The 20,693-nt window shown below is 38.1% G+C and carries 18 protein-coding genes; 8 read left to right on the top strand and 10 right to left on the bottom strand.

Features of this window, described 5'->3' with window-relative positions; genetic code table 11:
• Positions 1-9: 9 nt before the first annotated feature.
• The 3 genes from ACOXY8_RS06455 to ACOXY8_RS06445 are packed head-to-tail and all read right to left on the bottom strand — an operon-like array spanning position 10 to position 3,311.
• The gene (locus ACOXY8_RS06455) at positions 10-1,374 is read right to left on the bottom strand and encodes a tetratricopeptide repeat protein (RefSeq protein WP_458330739.1); all 1,365 of its coding nucleotides are present in this window, start codon (positions 1,372-1,374) and stop codon (positions 10-12) included.
• On the bottom strand, positions 1,340-2,617 hold the full coding sequence (locus ACOXY8_RS06450) for a hypothetical protein (protein WP_458330738.1): 1,278 nt from the start codon (positions 2,615-2,617) through the stop codon (positions 1,340-1,342). The genes ACOXY8_RS06455 and ACOXY8_RS06450 overlap by 35 nt, the downstream gene beginning before the upstream one ends.
• Positions 2,595-3,311: a type III pantothenate kinase gene (locus tag ACOXY8_RS06445; RefSeq protein ID WP_458330737.1), complete on the bottom strand. Its 717-nt coding sequence runs from the start codon at positions 3,309-3,311 to the stop codon at positions 2,595-2,597. The genes ACOXY8_RS06450 and ACOXY8_RS06445 overlap by 23 nt, the downstream gene beginning before the upstream one ends.
• Before the next feature lie 126 nt (positions 3,312-3,437).
• Between ACOXY8_RS06445 and ACOXY8_RS06440 the strand changes: the two genes are divergently transcribed.
• From ACOXY8_RS06440 to ACOXY8_RS06425, 4 genes are all read left to right on the top strand, one after another.
• The gene (locus ACOXY8_RS06440; RefSeq protein WP_458330736.1) at positions 3,438-4,520 is read left to right on the top strand and encodes an anhydro-N-acetylmuramic acid kinase; all 1,083 of its coding nucleotides are present in this window, start codon (positions 3,438-3,440) and stop codon (positions 4,518-4,520) included.
• A 32-nt stretch (positions 4,521-4,552) separates the two neighbouring features.
• The gene (locus tag ACOXY8_RS06435; protein ID WP_458330735.1) at positions 4,553-5,785 is read left to right on the top strand and encodes a Glu/Leu/Phe/Val dehydrogenase dimerization domain-containing protein; all 1,233 of its coding nucleotides are present in this window, start codon (positions 4,553-4,555) and stop codon (positions 5,783-5,785) included.
• A gap of 104 nt (positions 5,786-5,889) precedes the next feature.
• On the top strand, positions 5,890-7,416 hold the full coding sequence (locus ACOXY8_RS06430) for a sodium:proton antiporter (protein ID WP_458330734.1): 1,527 nt from the start codon (positions 5,890-5,892) through the stop codon (positions 7,414-7,416).
• Between the two features lie 75 nt (positions 7,417-7,491).
• A complete protein-coding gene (locus ACOXY8_RS06425; RefSeq protein WP_458330733.1) occupies positions 7,492-7,722 on the top strand; it encodes a hypothetical protein in 231 nt (76 codons plus the stop codon).
• Positions 7,723-7,725: 3 nt separating this feature from the next.
• Here the strand turns inward: ACOXY8_RS06425 and ACOXY8_RS06420 are convergent, their stop codons facing one another.
• From ACOXY8_RS06420 to ACOXY8_RS06405, 4 genes are all read right to left on the bottom strand, one after another.
• Positions 7,726-8,148: a Fur family transcriptional regulator gene (locus tag ACOXY8_RS06420; protein WP_458330732.1), complete on the bottom strand. Its 423-nt coding sequence runs from the start codon at positions 8,146-8,148 to the stop codon at positions 7,726-7,728.
• Positions 8,149-8,266: 118 nt separating this feature from the next.
• A complete protein-coding gene (locus ACOXY8_RS06415) occupies positions 8,267-10,213 on the bottom strand; it encodes an OmpA family protein (RefSeq protein ID WP_458330731.1) in 1,947 nt (648 codons plus the stop codon).
• Positions 10,214-10,376: 163 nt separating this feature from the next.
• A complete protein-coding gene (locus ACOXY8_RS06410) occupies positions 10,377-12,176 on the bottom strand; it encodes an ABC transporter ATP-binding protein (protein WP_458330730.1) in 1,800 nt (599 codons plus the stop codon).
• 9 nt (positions 12,177-12,185) lie between these two features.
• On the bottom strand, positions 12,186-12,524 hold the full coding sequence (locus ACOXY8_RS06405; protein WP_458330729.1) for a DUF6787 family protein: 339 nt from the start codon (positions 12,522-12,524) through the stop codon (positions 12,186-12,188).
• Positions 12,525-12,688: 164 nt separating this feature from the next.
• Here ACOXY8_RS06405 and ACOXY8_RS06400 point away from each other — a divergent pair, with 164 nt between their 5' ends.
• Positions 12,689-13,606 (top strand): universal stress protein, encoded by a 918-nt coding sequence (locus ACOXY8_RS06400; protein WP_458330728.1) that lies wholly within the window; start codon positions 12,689-12,691, stop codon positions 13,604-13,606.
• A gap of 1 nt (position 13,607) precedes the next feature.
• Here the strand turns inward: ACOXY8_RS06400 and ACOXY8_RS06395 are convergent, their stop codons facing one another.
• Both ACOXY8_RS06395 and gpmI read right to left on the bottom strand, forming a co-directional pair.
• Positions 13,608-14,195 carry a hypothetical protein gene (locus ACOXY8_RS06395; protein WP_458330727.1) on the bottom strand — a complete coding sequence of 196 codons (588 nt, stop codon included), beginning with the start codon at positions 14,193-14,195 and terminating at the stop codon, positions 13,608-13,610.
• Complete coding sequence (gene gpmI / locus ACOXY8_RS06390) at positions 14,192-15,721, bottom strand: 2,3-bisphosphoglycerate-independent phosphoglycerate mutase (RefSeq protein ID WP_458330726.1); 1,530 nt, start codon at positions 15,719-15,721, stop codon at positions 14,192-14,194. The genes ACOXY8_RS06395 and gpmI overlap by 4 nt, the downstream gene beginning before the upstream one ends.
• Positions 15,722-15,839: 118 nt before the next feature.
• Here gpmI and ACOXY8_RS06385 point away from each other — a divergent pair, with 118 nt between their 5' ends.
• The 3 genes from ACOXY8_RS06385 (at position 15,840) to ACOXY8_RS06375 (ending at position 17,682) form a co-directional block, all read left to right on the top strand.
• On the top strand, positions 15,840-16,250 hold the full coding sequence (locus ACOXY8_RS06385; RefSeq protein WP_458330725.1) for a DUF4783 domain-containing protein: 411 nt from the start codon (positions 15,840-15,842) through the stop codon (positions 16,248-16,250).
• A gap of 4 nt (positions 16,251-16,254) precedes the next feature.
• A complete protein-coding gene (nadC, locus tag ACOXY8_RS06380; protein WP_458330724.1) occupies positions 16,255-17,127 on the top strand; it encodes a carboxylating nicotinate-nucleotide diphosphorylase in 873 nt (290 codons plus the stop codon).
• A gap of 81 nt (positions 17,128-17,208) precedes the next feature.
• A complete protein-coding gene (locus ACOXY8_RS06375) occupies positions 17,209-17,682 on the top strand; it encodes a YcxB family protein (RefSeq protein WP_458330723.1) in 474 nt (157 codons plus the stop codon).
• A gap of 52 nt (positions 17,683-17,734) precedes the next feature.
• Here ACOXY8_RS06375 and uvrA read toward each other — a convergent pair whose 3' ends face one another.
• A complete protein-coding gene (uvrA, locus tag ACOXY8_RS06370) occupies positions 17,735-20,560 on the bottom strand; it encodes an excinuclease ABC subunit UvrA (RefSeq protein ID WP_458330722.1) in 2,826 nt (941 codons plus the stop codon).
• Positions 20,561-20,693 lie beyond the last annotated feature (133 nt).

The following is a 20,693-nucleotide window of genomic DNA, read 5'->3' as shown; positions in this document are numbered from 1 at the left end:
TTTTAAAAATTATCTTTTCTGTAATGTTACTGTCTCGTTGATCCAACAGCCAACTTTAAATTCATCTCCAACTGAGTATCCTCCAGTAAATAACTCCTCGGCAGAAGGAAATTGCTCTTGCATAATAGCCATCATCTTAGAATTACCGCCTTTTTTGAACATCTCATAGGCTGCAATATATACTGCTCTATCTGCTACCCAATCAACTTTACCTGCACACTGATTGAAACTGCTATAGTATAAACTCCCTATAAAAGTATAGGCCTCTCTTTTTGATGGATCTAGCTCAAGTGCCTTGTAATAATGAGCTCTTGCTTGAGGTTTTCTTCCTCTACGTGCTGCGATGTCACCTAACTCAAGATAGCTATCAGCTTTTTTAGAATTATCTTCTGTTAAGCCTGCTGCTTCTGCAAAAAACTTAGAGGCAGTTTCAAAGTCTCCATCTTGCTTGCTTTTTGCAGCGAGCAACCTAGCAATTCCATAGTCAGGTTGTTTTTCAAACACTGCCTGAGAAGCTGTCATAAATAATTCACCGCTCGCACATTTGTTTTGTAAAGAGAAAATTACAATCTGCTTAGCTGTTTTGATATCATCTGGATTAGCAGCGAATTTTGGTCCAAGGGTATTTTGGATAAAATTGCAGTCAATCGTTATCAAATCGTTTAGAAAACCATCAATTTGATTTTTAAACATTTCTAGTTTTTCGGCATCGTAACCAGCCTCTATTTTCTCATTGATAAGAGAGGTAACAAAATCATACTTTTCGATAATTTCTTCGTCACTAAATTGGTCATTTTCAGTTTTGGCTCTTTTCACAATATCAAAATATGCGAAGGTATTACCATCATTCATATTTATACCATTGAGCTCAATTGATCTTTCGAAATCAGCAATAAGGGAAGCATAGCGGGAGGGTACTTCTCTAAAGTACTTATATCCATCCATAGCTTTTCTATCTATAACACTCGCTTCTTCTCCATAATATTGAATTCTAAGATCGTAAAGGATAAGTACTGAGTCTGCCAAGACAAGTCTTCTAGCTGAATCAGTTTCTACATCTGCCAATTCTGAGTAAATATTTACTCCACTTATATAAATGGATTTATTTAAATCTGGCGTGTTTTTCAATAGCCAATGTAATGGCGGCACTGCCAAATCATATTGTCCTGACTTTCTGTAGTCATTCGAAACTATGTATTTCTCTTTTGAAAGTTCGCGTAACTTAGGATCCTCAGGCCAGTTCCAGCCTTGTTGCGCTTGGGCAAAGTTGTTTGAGATTGCCAATACAATGATGGCCATCCACATTTTTCCAAATAAGTTCATAAAGGTCTCCTTTCCATTAGTTAAACCTACTTCTGTAGAACCAGCTTTCATCACCTACTGTGATGCCAAGTCCGATTTTAAAGAACCTCTCAGAAATCATGTTTCCCCCAGTATTTCCGCGGGAACCTACTTTCATTGAAAGACTTAGGTTGTTGTATCTTAATGGTGCAGATAAGCCAAAATTAATGCCAACTTCCTGAACCTGGTTTCCATTCACTATGTAGGGCGTATTCTCATAGGAAAAACCAGCTCTGTAGGTCATTTGGAGCAAATAATTGTTGAGTGCTGTTGCATTTGGAGTGTACTCTCCTCCTACGGCGAAGGATGAACTGCGTGCAAGAGTTCCTGCGGATAGATTATCGGTAGCATACTGTGACCAATCTGATACATGATACTCAGCTCCCACCAAATAGTTAACTCTCTTACTAAATGTAGCACCAATGCTCATAGATGAAGGCAGCACAAAATGGCCAGGCTGTTTGGTTAGTATAGTATCACTACTTATTACTATCCCGTCATTGCTACGAACTTGATCTAGCTTTGTGAATTTATTGGTATTTACGTCGGAATCAAAGGAATATGTACCAGCAATGATGATCTGCTTTTGATTTTCTAATGGAATAGTAAACGCTGCTGCTCCTGTTAAATTAACATCAGAATAGGTGATGCGATCGTAAAACTTGGTAGTCACATTAGAAAGCGGAGAGTTCTCATCTGCAATCCTAGTTTCAGTTTCCTCAAGTCTAGTACCAAATAGATAAGAGCCTTTAATCCCTAAGGACACATATTTATTTATTCTTACTCCATTGGAAATATATACTTCGTTAAGTCCGCCTTTCAACTCCGTATCATTGATTATCTGAAAAGATGAACCTTCCAAGGAGCCAATTCTGCGAACACGATGATTTACGGTGCTATAGGGATTTAAACCAAAACTCATCGTCCACCTACTAGGTATTATTGGCAAGCCAAATGCAACATGAGAGAATGTTCCTGAAGTGTAATTTTCGCTCAAGGTATCTTGCATGATTGAACGAGTTTCAATGAAGCCACCAAATTCGAATGTGAAAATATTATTCAAAGGTAATAAGGCAGGGTTAGCTGTATTCAAAAACAAGAAACTACCATTGGCTGTGCCTTTCATTCCCATGCCAGCATTATTCATTAATGCCCCCTTTTGGATATCACCAATTCCCAAATTAGTATATGGAGAACGGGAGCCTTGGGCAAGTGAACTCAAAGTGATAGAGCAGAGGAGGACAACTAGTAGGTTAACTCTTTTTCGTAGATTCATTGTATAATAAAATGCAGTTCAATCCCAATAGCACAAGATTTGGGAGCACAAAGATGGACGATTGCTTTCTTCTTTCAAAAAATTTACCACCACCTCCACATATAATTGTCTTTAAATCAGGATAATCTTCTTTAAATCGGCTAATTAAGCCTTCAATCTCAGCCTCCACACCAAACTTTGCGCCAGCTTGCAAGCAAGTCTTGGTTGTTTTTCCAATGAATTCAGCATTGTCATCACTTGAAACAAGCGGGAGGGAGCTTGTAAATTTATTCATTGCCTTAAGCCGCATTTCCAATCCAGGACTTATTATTCCTCCCATATATTCGCCAGCTTCATTCAAGATATCATATGTAATGCAAGTACCAATATCAATTGCCAAAACATTTTCGTTTGGAAACAATTCCAAAGCTCCAGCCATAGCAGCTACTCGATCCATTCCCAATGTTTCGCGAGTTTGGTAGAGATTCACAAACGGCAACGCTGTTTGATAGCTTAAACGTAATGAATTTTCAAAAATTGGATGAAGTTGAATTTGCTTAACGCTACTTATGATGCTCGGAAAGGTTGAGAAGTTTGATGGTAGCGAGGAAATTAATTCTTCAATCGAACCATATTCCTCCCGCTTTCTTAATTCTTTGCCTTCAAAAGCTGCAATCTTAATAAGGGTGTTACCAATATCAATGGCAAATTGCATATCAATGCTTTTATTTTAAACTTGGAAATCATTTCAAATATAGAACAATCCTTAATCTATGACCTATTTTTCGACATATTGGCAATTCTTATATGTTCCTTTTAGACAAAACTTCAAAACATTAAAATGAACAAGCATTGGAAAATAATCGGACTGATGTCAGGCACTTCTCTAGATGGGCTTGATGTTGCCTGTTGTAATTTTTGGAAGGAAAATAGAAAATGGAACTTTGAAATCGAAAAGGCTGAGACTATTCCATATTCCGAAAGTTGGAAAAATCTTTTAAGCAAGGCTAAAGAGCTTTCGGGTTTTGAACTTGCTATTGCTGATGTTGATTTTGGAAAATGGATGGGGCAACAAGTCTCAGCATTTTCTCAATCCATAGCTAGGCAGGCAGATTTTGTTGCCTCACATGGTCATACAGTTTTCCATCAGCCAAATCGAGGGCTTACTTTGCAAATTGGTTCTGCAAGCCATTTGTCAGTTGAGTCGGGTTTGCCTGTAATTTCGGATTTTCGCTCTATGGACGTTGCAAAAGGTGGCCAAGGAGCACCGTTAGTGCCAATTGGAGATCAGTTGTTATTTGGTGAATATGACTTTTGCCTCAACTTAGGCGGTATTGCGAACGTCTCTACCGAAGTAAATGAACGGAGAATAGCCTATGATTTGACTCCATGTAATATGGGGCTGAACTATGTGAGCTCATGGGCAAAAAAAACGTATGATGAAAACGGAAAAATTGCAAAATCTGGAAAACTAATCGAATCTTTATTTGAGCAGCTAAATAATTTGCCTTTCTACTCACAAGACTATCCTAAAAGTCTTGGATCAGAGTGGTTTGAACAGCAAATATTGCCTTTGATTGAGTCCTATCCAACAAACCCTAGTGATACATTGCATACTTTGGTGCATCATAGTGCATATCAAATTGCTCAAGGCTTGCTGAACCTGAAAGCAGCGGGAGGAAAAATTCTTTCAACTGGAGGAGGTACGCATAACGCATTTTTTATTACTACCCTTCAAGGTTATTTAGGTGAAAATTTCACCTTAGAAATACCGTCTGCCGAAATAGTAGATTTTAAGGAGGCCTTAATTTTTGCTTTCCTTGGATTGTTGAGAGCTGAAAATCAGATCAATACTTTGGCAAGTGTGACGGGAGCCAAAAACGATTCTTCATCAGGTCAAATTTGCGGGAATCTTCTATTTTAATTTTAGTATTTTCGGGTTTGAAAAGAAAATCCATGAAAGACCTATTAAAGAAATTTGAGAATAAAAGTCCTGAAATTGTATTTGAATGGCACGATGCAGAAACTGAGGCCGTAGGTTGGGTTGTAATAAATTCCCTACGTGGTGGTGCTGCTGGCGGCGGAACTAGAATGCGTAAAGGCCTTGATCGTAAAGAGGTTGAAGCACTTGCTAAAACCATGGAAGTGAAATTCACTGTGTCGGGTCCACCAATAGGAGGAGCAAAATCAGGTATCAATTTCGATCCATCCGATCCACGAAAAAGAGATGTTTTAGTTCGCTGGTACAAAGCTGTAATTCCACTGCTCAAGAATTACTACGGCACTGGTGGAGATATGAATGTGGACGAGATTCATGATGTAATTCCAATTACAGAAGATTTTGGACTTTGGCATCCACAAGAGGGAATAGTAAATGGCCACTTCAACCCAAGTGAGAGATTAAAAATCCATAAAATTGGACAATTAAGACAGGGTGTTTCAAAGGTAATTGAAGATGCTAATTTTACTCCAGACCAAAAGCGCAAATATACCATCGCCGATATGATAACTGGATACGGCGTGGCTGAATCCATATTCCACTATTATAAATTGTGGGAAAATGATCATAAAGGTAAAACAGCTCTTATCCAAGGCTGGGGAAATGTGGGAGCAGCAGCAGCTTATTACTTAGCAAGGGCGGGTGTTAAAATCATAGGCATTATAGATAGAGAAGGTGGTTTGGTTAATAAGGATGGATTTTCAGCTGAGGAAATTACAAACTTATTCTTGAATCGTGATGGCAATAAGTTGAGAGCGGACAAGATGATTCCTTTTGATGAAATGAATTCGTTGGCTTGGGAATTAGGGGCTCAAATTTTTGTGCCAGCCGCTGCTTCCCGCCTTGTTCGCAAGGATGATCTAAACAAGCTTATTGCAGGAGGTTTAGAATTAATATCCGCGGGAGCAAATGTGCCGTTTAATGATGAAGAAATTTTCTTTGGACCTATTGCTTCATATGCTGATGAACACGTAGCAGTAATTCCAGATTTCATAGCCAATTGTGGTATGGCTCGTGTATTCGCTTATCTTATGAGTGGAGATACTGATATAGAAATTACTGATGAAGCAATATTTAGGGATGTGAGCCAAACGGTTTTTATTGCATTGTCTAAAGTAAACTCTATAAATTCTGAGAATAAAGGACTAATCAAGACTTCTTTGGAATCAGCTTTATCGCAGTTGGTATAATAGGGTATCAGATTATCAAATATTAATTCTGATTTTAATCGAAATTGATAATATTAACCATGAAATTGAAATTAAGCACCAGGTAAACTAAATCTGATACCCTCATGCCTTTGAAGCATCATCTACACATATATATCTATACAGTATTTTTGATTTGCGTACTCGGTATATCAAATTCCGTCTTTGCTGCGGATTTGGATACAAATAGCGCAATGGTAACTATTGAGAATATTGATTCTAATTCGCAAGAACAGGAGGCTGTTGAGGTACATGCTGAGCCCCACGAGGCAGAGCATCCTTCAGCTCCACTATGGTCAGTATTGCCTTTTGTAATTCTGCTATTGATGATTGCCACAGGGCCTTTATTTTATGAGCATTTCTGGCACAAAAACTACCCTATTGTTGCGGTTTCGTTAGGTGCTATTGTTATTATATATTATCTATATGGGCTTCATAATACGCACGGACCCGTTCATGCACTTGCCGAATATGTTCAGTTTATAGCACTATTAGCATCCTTGTTTATAGCATCTGGAGGGATTCTCATTAAAGTTGATAAAAAGTCCACAGCACTTACAAATACTGCTCTATTACTCATTGGGGCTCTTATTTCTAATTTGATTGGTACTACCGGAGCTTCTATGCTTTTGATTAGACCCTTTATTCGATTAAACAAAGGACGAATACAAGCGTATCACATCATCTTCTTTATTTTCATGGTTTCCAATGTGGGTGGTTCATTAACTCCGATCGGTGACCCTCCGTTGTTCCTAGGCTTTCTTAAGGGTGTTCCATTCTTCTGGACTCTGGAGCATAACTTATTTCCTTGGATTTTTGTATGTCTTTTCTTAGCAGGAATCTTCTATTTCATAGATAAGAGAAATAAGGCCGCTTCTCTGGAAGATGAAGAAGATGTAGAAGAATTCACCAACAAAATAACCATTATTGGTCTGAGGAATTTCATTTGGCTTGCAGTGGTAATCGCAGCTGTTTTCCTTGATCCAAATGTTATTGAGGGGGTTCCTTATATAGCCTATGACGGACAAAAATTCTCCTTTCTGAGAGAGATAATCATGCTTTCAGTGGCATTCTTCTCATGGAAATATGCCAATAAGGAAGCTCATAAAGGCAATGAGTTCAATTTCGAACCAATTCGTGAGGTAGCTTTTATATTTATTGGAATATTTGCCACAATGCTTCCAGCTTTGGAGTTAGTGGGAAATTTTGCAAAATCAGAAGGTGGAGCGGCGCTAATAACGCACAATACACTTTATTGGGGTACGGGCTTATTGTCAGGCTTTCTTGATAATGCACCAACTTATCTTAACTTTTTAGCTGCATCAATGGCTGCCGAAGGTGCCGATATCAATATGATTTCACAAGTAAGAGGTTTTGCGGGAGGAGCATATCCGGATAGTATTCTTTCGCTCAAAGCAATATCAATTGCGGCAGTGTTTTTTGGCGCAATGACATACATTGGTAATGGCCCTAACTTTATGGTGAAATCCATAGCTGAACAAGTTGGTGTGAAAATGCCATCGTTTTTTGGCTACATACTGAGATTTTCTATTCCTATACTTCTACCAATATTGGTTGTCGTATGGTTGATTTTCTTTGCCTTTCAGCACTAGCTCGAACACAATTCAGTTAAGGCCGTTTTCTAACTAGGTGAAATTTTATATCTTTTGGGAAATTGATAATTGAGTATGGCACTGTATTTTGTCGATATGGTTTTGTGTGGAGTAGTTTACCTTATTCTGGTGTACTTTATGTTTTTGCTTATGCGTAAAAGAGGCTCAAATGGGAATGGTAGATCAGATGATGGAGATGGGGGCATAAAATTACCAAATAGGCCAAAAATTGACCTCCCGCCAGGGGTGGTTTGGCCAGGCAGCCCAGCTACAAAACTTGAAGAACCTGAGGAAATTCTCTTTTGATCTCTATGAATTACAGTCCTTACAAATACCTTGTAACAATACATTAGCCTCATTGTATTGGTATCCTTCTGGAAGATTTAACTTTGGAATTACAACTGACTCAATACAATTAGTTTCGCCACATTCCAAGCACTTGAAATGGACGTGATCATGATTATGATCATGTGTATCGCAAGCTTCCCTACAAAGAGCGTATTTTGGAGTGCCTTCATCATCCAAGACTTTATGTATGATGCCTTTGTCTAGAAAAGTTCTGAGCGTTCTATAAATAGTTACCCTGTCATAATCTTTACCAACTTTATCTTCTAAAGTAGAATTGGACAATGCATAATCTACATTGATAAAAAGGGATATCACTTCTTGTCTACAAGGCGTCAATCTTAATTTAAAACTCTTCAATAATCCTTCTGCTGCTAGATTTGACATGTAAATGGGCATTATATAATTCAGATGACTAACCAAATTTAGAATATTTTCATTCACCTAAAAATAAAAAAGGAGACCGAAGCCTCCTTTTTTAATTATGATATTTAGTTCTACTTTATTATCTGTAGATAGTAATCTCAGTTCTACGGTTGTTCTGACGACCTTCTCTTGTATCGTTAGTATCAACTGGCTTAGTTTCGCCATACCATTCTGGTCTGATCTTATCAGCAGAGAATCCTTTGCTAATTAAGTAATCCACAACAGCTTTAGCTCTTCTTTCAGATAAGCCCATGTTGTAAACTTCAGGACCAGTGCTATCAGTATGTCCAGCAAGGATTATGTAAGATACATTAGCTTCTTGTAGGTACTCATAAGTTCTGTCAAGTTCTTCTTTTGATTCAGGACGTAAAGTAGATCTATCGAAGTCGAATAGGATCTTAGTAGTGCTTAGTATAATGATTTCAGGTTCTGGGCAAAGATCTTTGTTAATCTCTTTGAATACTTCAGAAGCTTCAATATTTAAGCTTTCAGAGAATGCTTTATGACCTTCAGCATTTGTTGAGATAGTATAGTTATGACCTGACTCAACTAATACTGAATAAGCACCAGTGTTAGCGTCTGACTGAGCAGTGTAAGTTTTGCCATTTGCAGTTAGTGTTACAGTCGCACCAAGCGGTTTGCTAGCATCACAGTTTGACAATACACGACCTTTAACCTCAACCATTGCAATATCTTCAGCAACTTCTGGTCTCAATGTGTAAATATCTGCATTTACTCCATCTTCACCGATTGCAAGGAACCCATACTCAGACCACTCTGGGTGAATGTAGTATGCATTTTCTTGGTGGTTGTTTACAAATGGACCTAAGTTTTCTGGTTCTGACCAGTTCGTCCAAGTATCATCAAGTCTAGTAGTTTTGTAAACGTCACCATTTCCGTAACCTTCATGGCCATTAGAAGTGAAATATAGAGTAACGTTATCTTGAGCTAAATATGGAGTTACCTCATCACCTTCAGTGTTAATAACACTATCTAAATTCATCGGATAAGTCCAAGTACCTTTTTCTCTGTCTTTCAAGAACGAAACGTATAGATCTCTTCCTCCAAATGTTTCGTCCATGTCAGATGAAATAATCATCGTTTCCTTGTTCTTGCTAATGGTGAAGTTAAATTCTTCATCATAGTTATGGAAATTGATGATATCAAGTTTTGTAGGTTCTCCATAAGTTCCGTCTTCAGACTTCACGCCTTGAGAAACACCAAACTTCATGTTACCTTTTTTGCCATAAACGTTACCAAGAATTACTTCTTCGCCATCTACAGTTACGTCTGCGATAAAGTTAAAGCCAGGGTTGTTCATTGGTTCACCAATGTTAACAGCTTGTCCCCAGTCATCACCTTGACGATCTGCATACCAAATGTCCACACGGTCAGTAACACCACCAATGTTTTCTGGGTGGTTTCTTCTACTGAAGTAAAGTCTGTTTCCGTCAGGAGTAAGGATTGGGTTGATTTCGTGGTAATCTGTAGTATTTACGCCGTCACCTAACATAGTTGGAGCAAAGCTTATTTTAGCAGAGTTTGTAATACCAATGCCATCAATGCCTTTTTGGCCTGATACTTTCGAGCCGTCAAGAACAACCTTGATGGCAGAAACTTCGAAAGAACTACCGCTTGGCATAGTTGCCGCAGTCATTTTCTTTCCATTTTGTGACATTGCATTATACTTTCTTAAAGGGTATTCTCTACCATTAGCATCGTAACCGTAAATCTCAGAAATAGAACCGCCGTTCATGGTTTCGCTGATGATTACTTGTTTTACAACTAATGGAGTTTCAAATCCAACTTTAATAAATTCTTTGCTATTGTCACCTGCGGGGCTCCAGAAAACTGGTTCTGTGTTGCCGTCAGGGATCATTCCGGGTCTGCCTAGAGCATAATCTTTCTGAAAATCGAGTGACCTTTCAGAAGATGCTTCCATTACGGTGCTGGCCCATTGCACGTTTTGCGAATAGGCCTGCAAGAAACCCATCAAAACCAAAAAAGTGGTAGCAATTTTTCTCATAGTAATATGGTGATTTGTGATGTTACGTATTAAAAGGTTAAAATTAAATCAAAATGCAACTTAAACAAACCTTTTGGACAAATTTAATAAGAAGTAAAATTCCTTCAATGGGTTTAAGTTGATTTTATTTTCTATATAAATACTGTATTGAAGGTACGCATTTTCAGTCTAATTGCAATTGTAGTCTCACTAGATTGCTATATGTACCTTCATCATTTCTTGATAATTCTTCATGAGTTCCTGCCTCAATTACTTGTCCATCGGCTAATACATAGATTTTATCAACTTTTCTGATAGTTGCCAATCGATGGGCGATTATCAGGGTTGTTCTATTTTTCATCAATTCATCTAATGCCTTTTGAACCAAAAATTCTGATTCTGCATCCAATGAACTTGTCGCTTCATCTAAGATTAATATTTTTGGATTTTTTAAAATAGCTCGGGCAATTGCAATTCTTTGTCTCTGCCCCCCACTCAATTTCACCCCCCGCTCACCTACCAAGGTGTCCATGCCCTCAGGAAATGAATTGATAAAATCTAAAGCGTATGCTTTTTCAGCTGCCTTTTCAATTTCCTCTTTACTCGAACCGGGTTTTCCATAAGCAATATTTTCACCGATGCTCCCTCCAAATAGCAATACCTCCTGCGGCACTATTCCAATGTTTTTTCGGTATGCAGAAACTGGTAAATCATTAATTTGATGTCCATCTATAGTAATTTCACCTGATGTGGGAACATAAAACTTCATCAACAATTGCATTATGGTTGACTTGCCAGCTCCACTTTGCCCAACTAAGGCGACTTTTTGCCCTTGGTTAATCGTCAAATCCACGCCCTTAAGTACTTCTATATCCATTCTGGTCGGGTATGTAAACCTGACATTATTGAATTGAATGCGACCCTCCAAAGGAATTATTTCCTCCATACCTGATTTCTCAAGCTCCTCGCCTTCTTCATCCAAAATCTCAATTACTCTTTCCGATGCGCCAATGGCTTTTTGGATTTGACCATACAAATCTCCCAATCCAGCTATTGAGCCACCAATAAAGGTTGTGTATAGAATAAATGACAATAGGTTGCCCACACTTATCTCGCCAGTCGAAACTAATGAAGCCCCGTACCACATCACACCAACGATTCCACCAAATAGCGCAAAAATGATAAATGAAATAAATGCTCCTCTATAGTTTGCCGCTTTTAATGCGATTTTAACCACTTTGGTCAATGCAGAATCGTACCTTCGTGTTTCAAACAGCTCACTTGTGAAAGCCTTCACCGTTTGTATGCTTACTAAAGTTTCCTCTACAATCACATTAGCTGCGGCCAATTCATCCTGCGTCTTTTTAGAAAGAGATCGGATAAACTTCCCGAAGACGAATGCTACAATTACTATAACTGGAAATGTAGCCAACATAAATAAAGTAAGCTGAGGGGTTGTGTAAAAAATAATAAATACACCAACAAGGAGAGTTAATATTTGTCTGAGGAACTCGGCTAAGGTGATAGAAAAAGTATCCTGAAGTTGAGAAACATCAGAAGTAATTCTACTAAATAGTTCACCAGTCCTGCGTTTATCATAAAAACCAAGTGGGAGGGAAAGTAGACGAGAGTACAAATCGAGTCTTATATCGGCCATAGATCTTTCGCTCACTCTGGCGAACAAATACACTCGAAAAAAGGAAAAGAAACTCTGCACCAATAAAACTCCCAATAACAAAAGGGCAATTTGATTGACATCATTTATGTACCAATCCGAATTACCCGAAGCCGCATCCACCAGCCTGCCTGCCAATTCTGGAAATGCTAGTAAGGTAAGACTTGATAGAAGTAGAAAAACTAGCCCAAGGACAAATTTACCCATGTAGGGTTTCATGTAATTGAATATCCTACTTAATTTACCTAAAGCAGCTTTATTTACAGGGCGCTTTTCAGAATCGGACAGCTTATTTGATTTTTTTGCCATTGAGGCTACTTAATTTTTTGAAAAGGCAGATTTAATTTGAGCCAACATCAACTTTTCCTTTTGCCAGAAAAATGAGAATTGACCAAAAACAAACCCGTACAATAGCAATAGAGTTTGGTAAGTGGGTAAAGTGATGAGAATAAAAAAACCAATTCGGCCAATTAAACTCATATTATCACTTAAATTAAAGAAATTGTAAATCCATACTTTCACAGTCACAGTAGTTAGTCCAGTCAGTGCAAATACAATTAGCACGAGCACCACTTGAAAAATGCTTTTCAACTTCCATTTGCTTTGGAGCTTTGTTAGAATGGAATCCCTCCCGCCGTTTTCCTTTGTGTTTTCCATGAATTGAGAATTCCTTAGCTCAGGCAAATTTACCTACAATACTCATTCATTCACAATTATTACATAATCCTTTTGCCATTTAAGGTATTTAATCGCCAAATTCATTTATTGAACTTGGAATTCTCCTTAACTTGAAGAAAATTGTTAGCTCAATAATCAAACTCATGAGTCAGAATAAACGAATATTAATAGCACTTGATTTTTCTAAAATGGATAAGGTGCTTATCAAATATGCTAGCCTATTAACTAAGCTAATTCCTGTGGAAGCAATGTATTTTGTGAATATTGCTGAAAATCTCGAGGTTTCTGATGAGGTGAGAACGCGCTATCCTGATTTGAATGTGCCAGTGGATGAAGTCATCAAAAAGGAGATGGAAGAGCTGATTGCCAAGTCTGATTTCAATTTGAAAGAAGTTAATAGCCAAATTTTAGTGAGGGAAGGAACTAAGGCTGATGAACTGCTAAAACTTGGTAAGCTAAAGAACATCAATCTTACGATTGTAGGTCGAAAAAATTCATTGAGAGGTACTGGACATGCAGCTAGACAGCTTACCCACAAATCTCAATTCTCTGTGTTATTTGTGCCAGAAGATTGTAGACTATCGATTTCTAAAATTCAAGTAGCGGTAGATTTTTCTAAGCACTCAGAGATGGCAGTGAAAGAGGCAGTTTACTTAGCAGATAGGGCCAAAGCAGAACTATTTTGCCAAAATGTATTCATAGTGCCAAAGGGTTTCTACAAAACTGGAAAATCCTATGAAGAATTCTCTGAAATAATGCGAGGACATGCCGAAAAGGACATGGAAAAAATGTTAAAACCGTACAGTAATTCAGGAGTAAAAATACATAAGATATTTACTCTGGATGATGATAAAAGACCTTCAGATAAAATTACTGAGTTGGCAAATGAAGAAAACATTGACTTGATAATTCTTGGCTCCAAAGGCAGATCTGGTGCGGCTTCTGTATTGCTTGGTTCAGTTGCCGAAAGGTTGCTTACTTTCCAACCAAACAGTGCTATTATGATCCTAAAAGGCGAAGGTGAGAATATGAGCTTTTTGGAAGCTTTTTTTAAGATATAAGCTAGTCTTTTGAGAATTTGGAGTCCACTGTGTACCAAACACTATCCTGCGCAATTATTTTTTGACCAATAGCTATTTGAAAGTTATCAAGTATGATTTTGCTGTTAAGTTCAGCAAAGGAAATGTCAAACACTCTCTCAGAATGATATACATAGTTTTGATCCTTGACAATCCATTTGGCATGCAAGAGCTGCTTATTGCGGGAGGTAAACTCTGCACTTATAATATTTGGTGATTCTGATTCTTTTGCTGTGAGGGCAACTATTTTATTTCCTTCCCTATCATTGTGTTTTTCTATATTAAAAACTCCACGATAAGCAGGTTTATTCAAATCATACTGAAGTAAAAGACTCATTTCCTCATAGAACGTCGCACTGTCAGCTTGGATGATTTGTTCTTCAATACTTCCATTGGTGTTTACTTTTTTCACCAATTTCATTCGCTCTTCCAAGTTGTTTTGGATAGCTATTCGGATAGCGTTTGGCACATCTGGATAATCCTTTTCCGCAGAAGAGATTTTTGGATCAGGCGATTGGCAAGCCAGAAACGCCAAAGTAAACAATAATATAAGAGAGAAGGATTTTATCATATCAAGCAGGTTCCTGTCATTTCATTGGGAATTTCAATACCCATCAAGGTAAGTATAGTTGGCGCCAAATCTCCCAATTTACCATCATTCAATTTACCATTGAATTCACGATCAAGCAAAATGCATGGAACGGGGTTGGTGGTATGGGCTGTATTTGGAGAGCCATCAGGGTTTATCATCATGTCAGAATTGCCATGGTCTGCAATAATGACGATTGAGTAATTATGTTCCAATGCAGTTTCGACCACAGATTGTGCGCAAGCGTCCACTACCTCACAAGCTTTTACCGCAGCTTCAAATACACCTGTATGCCCTACCATATCTGGATTTGCAAAGTTTAAGCAAATAAAATCTGTTTCCTCCCGCTCCAATTTCGGAATGATTGCATCTCGAATATCCATTGCACTCATTTCGGGTTTCAGATCGTAAGTGGCTACTTTTGGGGAAGGACACATTATTCTTTCTTCTCCTTCAAAAGGCACTTCTCGACCTCCAGAAAAGAAAAAGGTCACATGCGGATATTTTTCTGTCTCTGCTATCCTAATTTGATTTCTTCCTGCTTTGCTTACTACTTCTCCCAAGGTATTTTTCAGATCGTCTTTAGTGAAAATTGAATGGACATTTCGAAAACTATGATCGTACTGGGTGAGGGTAACATAATGTAGCGGGAGGGTTTTCATTCCAAATTCTGGAAAATCTTTCTGCGTGAGCACTTCAGTTATTTCCCTACCTCTATCAGTTCGGAAATTGAAGCATATCACTACATCATTCTCTCTTATATTACCCACTCGATTTCCTTTAATATCTACAGGAATTAAAGCAGGTAAAAATTCATCAGTTACTCCTTTATTATATTGCTCTTGTATGGCTTGCTGCAAATTGAGTACAGCTTCTTCTTTGGGCGGATTGGACAAGCACAATGCATCGAATGCAATTTTCACTCTTTCCCAGCGCTTGTCTCTATCCATGGCATAGTAGCGCCCTACTACCGAGGCAATTTTTACCTGAGTCCCTTCAATGGCTTGTTCAAGTTCTTGAATATAGTGTAAGCCGCCTTTTGGGTCAGTATCTCGCCCATCAGTGAATGCATGTATAAAAATTTGATCAATATGATTTTCAACGGCAATTTTACATAGCCCTATCAAATGGTCTATATGCGAATGAACGCCTCCATCGGAAAGTAATCCCATCAGATGTAAAGCTCTTCCAGGTTTTTTCGCTTCATGTAATGCATCTATCAGTACAGCATTACTTCTAATTTCACCTTCTTGAATAGACTTATTTATTTTTACCAGATCCTGATATACTATGCGACCAGCACCAATATTCATGTGACCTACCTCAGAATTTCCCATTTGTCCATCTGGCAAGCCCACGAATAATCCCGAAGCTTGTAATTTGCTATTGGGGTATTTTTCATATAGACCATCTATAAATGGAGTATTGGCTGCATCTATTGCGGAGACACTTTTATTGCTGGCTATTCCCCAGCCATCGAGAATCATAAGTAATACTTTCCTATTCATGTTTCAAAGATACAGCTCGTTTATTAAATTTGACTTATAGCTCGTTTTTCGATTCTAAGGACATTTTTTGCAAATGGCACAGTTTTAGACAAATGATTATTTTAAAAACCTCATAATTATGCATTTACACAATAGAAGTTTAGTATATCTAACAAGTTTTTTGCTCATAAGTTTTCTATTCACCCAAAATGCAATTGGTCAAAATGCTGTGTTAACTCAAGCGGGCAATCTGATAAAAAGTGGCAACTCCAAAGAATTGGTTAAAATGCTCCATGATAGGGTAGATATTACCATTGACAAGGATCAGCAGACTTTCAGCAGCGCCCAAGCGGAGTTCGTCCTAAAAGATTTTTTTCAAAAGAATCCTCCAATTAGCTTTCAAATAATTCACGAAGGTGGCCCAAAAGATGGTCTTCAATATGTGATAGGAAAGTATGCTTCGACCAATGGGAATTTTAGAGTTTTGGTACGAGTGCGTAAGGTTAATGATATATATAAAATTTATAATTTAGACTTCAGCCGAGAATAAGTAAATGAACTGGAAAACACTCCCTTACCTTTCGCAAGAAGGTATCAATGATTTTATCGAATTAGCTCTAAAGGAAGATATTGGTGATGGTGATCATACTTCTTTAGCCTCTATACCACCAGGAGCCAATGAAATGGCTCGCTTACTTTGCAAGGATGATGGCGTCGTGGCTGGGGTAGATTTGGCCGAAATGATTTTTAAGAGACTAGACACAAGACTTAATGTGCAAATCCTAAAAAAGGATGGCTCTAGAATGAGTAAAGGTGAAGTGATATTTCTAGTAGAAGGTCCTGCCGCTAGTATTTTAACGGGAGAGCGATTGGTGCTCAATTGCATGCAAAGAATGAGTGCAATTGCCACGTATACTTACAAATTGAATCGATTGATAAATCATACAAAAGCCAGGCTTTTGGATACACGCAAAACTACGCCTGGATTCAGAATGATTGAAAAGTGGGCAGTTGCTATTGGTGGAGGTGTAAATCACCGATTCGGTTTATTTGATATGATACTGTTGAAAGATAATCATGTTGATTTTTGTGGTGGGATATCAAAAGCTATACGAGCTACCAAGACCTACCTCAAAGAACATGGCAAAGATTTAAGGATTGAAATTGAAACTCGATCAATTAATGAAGTAAAAGAAGTGCTAGATGAGGGTGGAGTTCATAGAATCCTTTTAGATAATATGAAGCCTGAGATGCTTTTAGAGGCTGTTGGATTGATAAGAGGTAGGTTTGAAACCGAGGCATCTGGTGGAATTACCGAAGCCAATATTAAAGCAGTAGCCGAAACGGGTGTAGATTATATTTCGGTTGGTGCTCTTACTCATTCATATAAGAGCTTAGATTTAAGCCTCAAAGCAGTTGGTTCTTAATCGAATATTTATTTCTTGAATTCCTTTTAAAATCGGATATTTGCAAGCCTTTTTAAGAGCAAGAAATTAAATACAATTGTAATGATCGTTAAAACGAAAAAATATAAGCTGGAAACCAGCACATTTATAAAATTAGGTCTCAAGAATATTCTAAAAGAGCAATGGTGGGTATGGCTCATCTTTATCGCCATTTGCGCGATGACTTTCGTTGTTCCATCTAATTGGTGGTGGATAGGTGCTCTTATCGCTTTAGCGCTTTATTGGTTGTTTTGGCTTATTCAGTTTGCCGGAGTTACCCAAATGGAGCAAACCAAAATGCTATTTGAGAAACTGAGCTATCAGATCACCAGTAAGGATATTATCATTTGGGTGAATACCAAACAAGGGATGCCGGTGACTTGGGATAAAATCAAAAAAGCTGAAATCAAAAAGGATGCTTTTCTATTCGTTTTATCTAAAGCACAATTTATCTATTTGCCCTTTCGAATTTTCAATACAGACAATGAAAGAAAATTTGTAGAAACAATTCTTCGTAGGAAAGAATTAACAAAGTAAGGGGTTAAAAAGATGAAAATATTTGGGCTGTCTCTATTTGGGACAGCCTTTTTTATAGCCAATTTTCAGCAAGGTAGCTTGAGGTATAGCCCTTATCGCTTTTGATCATTTCGTCGGGAGTGCCTTCGAAAACCACATACCCTCCCGCTTCCCCACCTTCAGGGCCGAGGTCTATTATCCAATCTGCAGATTTTATTACCTCCATATTGTGTTCAATTATGATAGCTGAATTTCCCTGATCTACTAAGGCATTTATAGCGCCCAATAGCTTTTTGATATCATGGAAATGCAGCCCGGTAGTTGGCTCATCGAATATAAATAGTATATGATCTTTGCTTGTTTTACCACTTCGGCCAAGGAAAGAAGCCAATTTCACTCGTTGGGCTTCACCACCAGAAAGAGAATTTGAAGATTGACCCAAGCGAATATACCCTAAACCTACATCTTGAAGTGGTTTCAGTTTATTGATAATTGACTGCTGAGCTACAAAAAAGATGAGTGCTTCATCAACAGTCATTTCCAATACTTCAGAAATATTCTTGTTATTATACACCACATCCAAAATCTCGGATTTGAATCGCTTACCCTTGCAACTTTCGCATGTGAGGTAAATATCTGCCATGAATTGCATTTCGATTTTCACTGTTCCCTCACCTTGGCAATCTTCACAGCGCCCTCCATCTACATTGAATGAGAAAAATGCAGGCTTATATGCTCTTTGTTTGCTCAAAGGTAGCTCAGCATAAAGTTGTCGAATTGCGTCATAAGCTTTTACATATGTTACAGGATTGGATCTGGAAGATTTGCCAATTGGGTTTTGATCTACAAATTCGATCTGACTTACTCTTTTATAATCACCTTCCAGCTTATCAAACTTGCCTGTAGCTTCTGCTCCGACACCTAGTATTTTAGCAATAGAAGGGTGCAAGATCTTTTTGATCAAAGTAGATTTGCCCGAACCACTTACACCAGTAATCACTGTGAGGATGTCTAAAGGAAACTGAACGTCGATACTTTTGAGATTATTCTCGCGAGCGCCTCTTATTATAACAGCGTCTTTCCATTGACGGCGGGAGGATGGCGGGAGGATCTTCTCGGTTCCATTTAGATATTTGGCAGTCCATGAAGCGGATGAAGCTTTAAGTTCATCCATTGTCCCTTGAAACACCAAATTCCCACCATGATTTCCGGCATCAGGCCCAATATCTATAATCTGATCCGCAGCATGCATTACTTTTTCTTCATGCTCCACCACAATCACCGTATTGCCAATATCCCTTAGCGACTTCAAGACCCCAATAAGTCTATCAGTATCTCTAGGGTGCAGTCCAATGCTTGGCTCATCCAAAATATACATGGATCCTACAAGTGCGCTACCCAAGGAAGTCGATAATTTAATACGCTGAAACTCTCCACCAGACAAAGTGGAGGTAAGTCTATTTAATGTAAGATAGCCCAAACCAACTTGCTCCAGAAACCCAATACGGTTCTTTATTTCAGTTAGAATTCTCTTCGCGACCTTTTCTTGAAATTTGTTGATATTTAAGGAGTCAAAAATTTCTGCAAGCTTATCGATTGGCTTTAATACCAAGTCGGTAATCGAATACCCATCAATTTTAACAAATGCAGCATCTTTTCTCAACCTACTTCCTCTACAATCAGGGCAGACAGTTCGGCCTCTGTATCTAGATAGCAATACTCGATATTGGATCTTATGTGTTTTTGACTCCAAATGGGCAAAGAAAGCATTTATACCATCGAAATACTTATTGCCATCCCATACAAGTCTTTGTTGCTCCAAAGTGAGCTCATTGTATGGCCTATGAATTGGGAAGTCAAAATGAATCCCATTCTTCACTAAGGGTTGTTGCCAGTTTGCAAATGATTCAGATCGCCACGGCAATACAGCGCCTTCATATATACTTAGGCTCTTATCTGGTATCACCAAATCTTCATCTATTCCCAGCACCTTACCAAAACCTTCGCAAGTTTGGCATGCACCATATGGATTGTTGAAGCTAAAGAAATTTACGCTTGGTTCTTCAAACACAATTCCGTCCAGCTCAAATTTGTCTGAAAATACTCTTTGCTTGCCATCAACTATTAGGATGATGCATGTACCTTCTCCTTCGAAAAATGCTGTTTGGATTGAATCCGAAGTTCTAAAAATAGCATCTTCATCCTCCTTATTTACAACACCTCTATCAATCAGAATTTCAATTCTATCCTTCTTGCCTAATTTTAGATTTTCATTAAGCAAATCTTCGACAAAGGAAACTTCTCCATTCACCATCACCCTAGAGAAGCCCTTTTGCAAAAGCAATTCAAGTTCTTTTTTGAGGGTTCTTTCCTTACTAAGCTTTAATTCGCAAAGCACCAAAAACTTTGTTCCAAGCTCATGTTCCAGTAGGAAATTGACAACATCTGCAACGGAGTCTTTTTTGACTATCTCTCCAGATTTCGGAGAATAAGTAATCCCAATTCGTGCAAAAAGAAGTTTGAGGTAATCATAAATCTCCGTGCTTGTACCCACTGTAGATCTAGGATTACGATTACTTACCTTTTGTTCAATAGCAATTGCAGGTGAAACACCCCTTATAAAGTCCACTTCAGGTTTTTGCATTCTGCCCAAGAATTGTCTCGAATAGGCACTTAGGCTTTCTACATACATTCTTTGTCCTTCTGCAAAAAGCGTATCAAAGGCCAAGGAGGATTTTCCTGAGCCCGAAAGCCCGGTAATTACCACAAGCTTATTGCGTGGAATGGCAACAGAAAGATTTTTAAGATTATTGACACGAGCCTTATGGATAATAATAAACTCTTTCGGGTCTATTACTTCCGGGTCGAATGGTTTTAGTTCCAATTTTGAATCGAGCATACTGTGATACAAAAATACGTTTTAGCAAATGGTTTCGGATATTATTTCACATTTTTTGCAGCAGAGTTTTTGCGTATCGCCGATTTCCACTGCTTAATAATGTTGCAGAAATCAGTATAGAAGCATTTTTTTT

The organism is Peijinzhouia sedimentorum, from assembly GCF_049340005.1.
In the GTDB taxonomy this organism is placed as follows: domain Bacteria; phylum Bacteroidota; class Bacteroidia; order Cytophagales; family Cyclobacteriaceae; genus CAXBDP01.
Note: the sequence above shows the minus strand (reverse complement) of the source record. Positions and strands in the feature narration are given on the sequence as shown.

What these genes read in the sequence shown, in the direction of transcription:
- ACOXY8_RS06455 (WP_458330739.1), bottom strand. Translation starts at nt 1,374, where the DNA reads ATGAAAGCTGGTTCTACAGAAGTAGGTTTAACTAATGGAAAGGAGACC.
- nadC (WP_458330724.1), top strand. Translation starts at nt 16,255, where the DNA reads ATGAACTGGAAAACACTCCCTTACCTTTCGCAAGAAGGTATCAATGAT.
- ACOXY8_RS06400 (WP_458330728.1), top strand. Translation starts at nt 12,689, where the DNA reads ATGAGTCAGAATAAACGAATATTAATAGCACTTGATTTTTCTAAAATG.
- ACOXY8_RS06410 (WP_458330730.1), bottom strand. Translation starts at nt 12,176, where the DNA reads ATGGCAAAAAAATCAAATAAGCTGTCCGATTCTGAAAAGCGCCCTGTA.
- ACOXY8_RS06405 (WP_458330729.1), bottom strand. Translation starts at nt 12,524, where the DNA reads ATGGAAAACACAAAGGAAAACGGCGGGAGGGATTCCATTCTAACAAAG.
- ACOXY8_RS06445 (WP_458330737.1), bottom strand. Translation starts at nt 3,311, where the DNA reads ATGCAATTTGCCATTGATATTGGTAACACCCTTATTAAGATTGCAGCT.
- ACOXY8_RS06395 (WP_458330727.1), bottom strand. Translation starts at nt 14,195, where the DNA reads ATGATAAAATCCTTCTCTCTTATATTATTGTTTACTTTGGCGTTTCTG.
- ACOXY8_RS06425 (WP_458330733.1), top strand. Translation starts at nt 7,492, where the DNA reads ATGGCACTGTATTTTGTCGATATGGTTTTGTGTGGAGTAGTTTACCTT.
- ACOXY8_RS06440 (WP_458330736.1), top strand. Translation starts at nt 3,438, where the DNA reads ATGAACAAGCATTGGAAAATAATCGGACTGATGTCAGGCACTTCTCTA.
- ACOXY8_RS06385 (WP_458330725.1), top strand. Translation starts at nt 15,840, where the DNA reads ATGCATTTACACAATAGAAGTTTAGTATATCTAACAAGTTTTTTGCTC.
- uvrA (WP_458330722.1), bottom strand. Translation starts at nt 20,560, where the DNA reads ATGCTCGATTCAAAATTGGAACTAAAACCATTCGACCCGGAAGTAATA.
- ACOXY8_RS06430 (WP_458330734.1), top strand. Translation starts at nt 5,890, where the DNA reads ATGCCTTTGAAGCATCATCTACACATATATATCTATACAGTATTTTTG.
- ACOXY8_RS06435 (WP_458330735.1), top strand. Translation starts at nt 4,553, where the DNA reads ATGAAAGACCTATTAAAGAAATTTGAGAATAAAAGTCCTGAAATTGTA.
- ACOXY8_RS06420 (WP_458330732.1), bottom strand. Translation starts at nt 8,148, where the DNA reads ATGTCAAATCTAGCAGCAGAAGGATTATTGAAGAGTTTTAAATTAAGA.
- gpmI (WP_458330726.1), bottom strand. Translation starts at nt 15,721, where the DNA reads ATGAATAGGAAAGTATTACTTATGATTCTCGATGGCTGGGGAATAGCC.
- ACOXY8_RS06415 (WP_458330731.1), bottom strand. Translation starts at nt 10,213, where the DNA reads ATGAGAAAAATTGCTACCACTTTTTTGGTTTTGATGGGTTTCTTGCAG.
- ACOXY8_RS06450 (WP_458330738.1), bottom strand. Translation starts at nt 2,617, where the DNA reads ATGAATCTACGAAAAAGAGTTAACCTACTAGTTGTCCTCCTCTGCTCT.
- ACOXY8_RS06375 (WP_458330723.1), top strand. Translation starts at nt 17,209, where the DNA reads ATGATCGTTAAAACGAAAAAATATAAGCTGGAAACCAGCACATTTATA.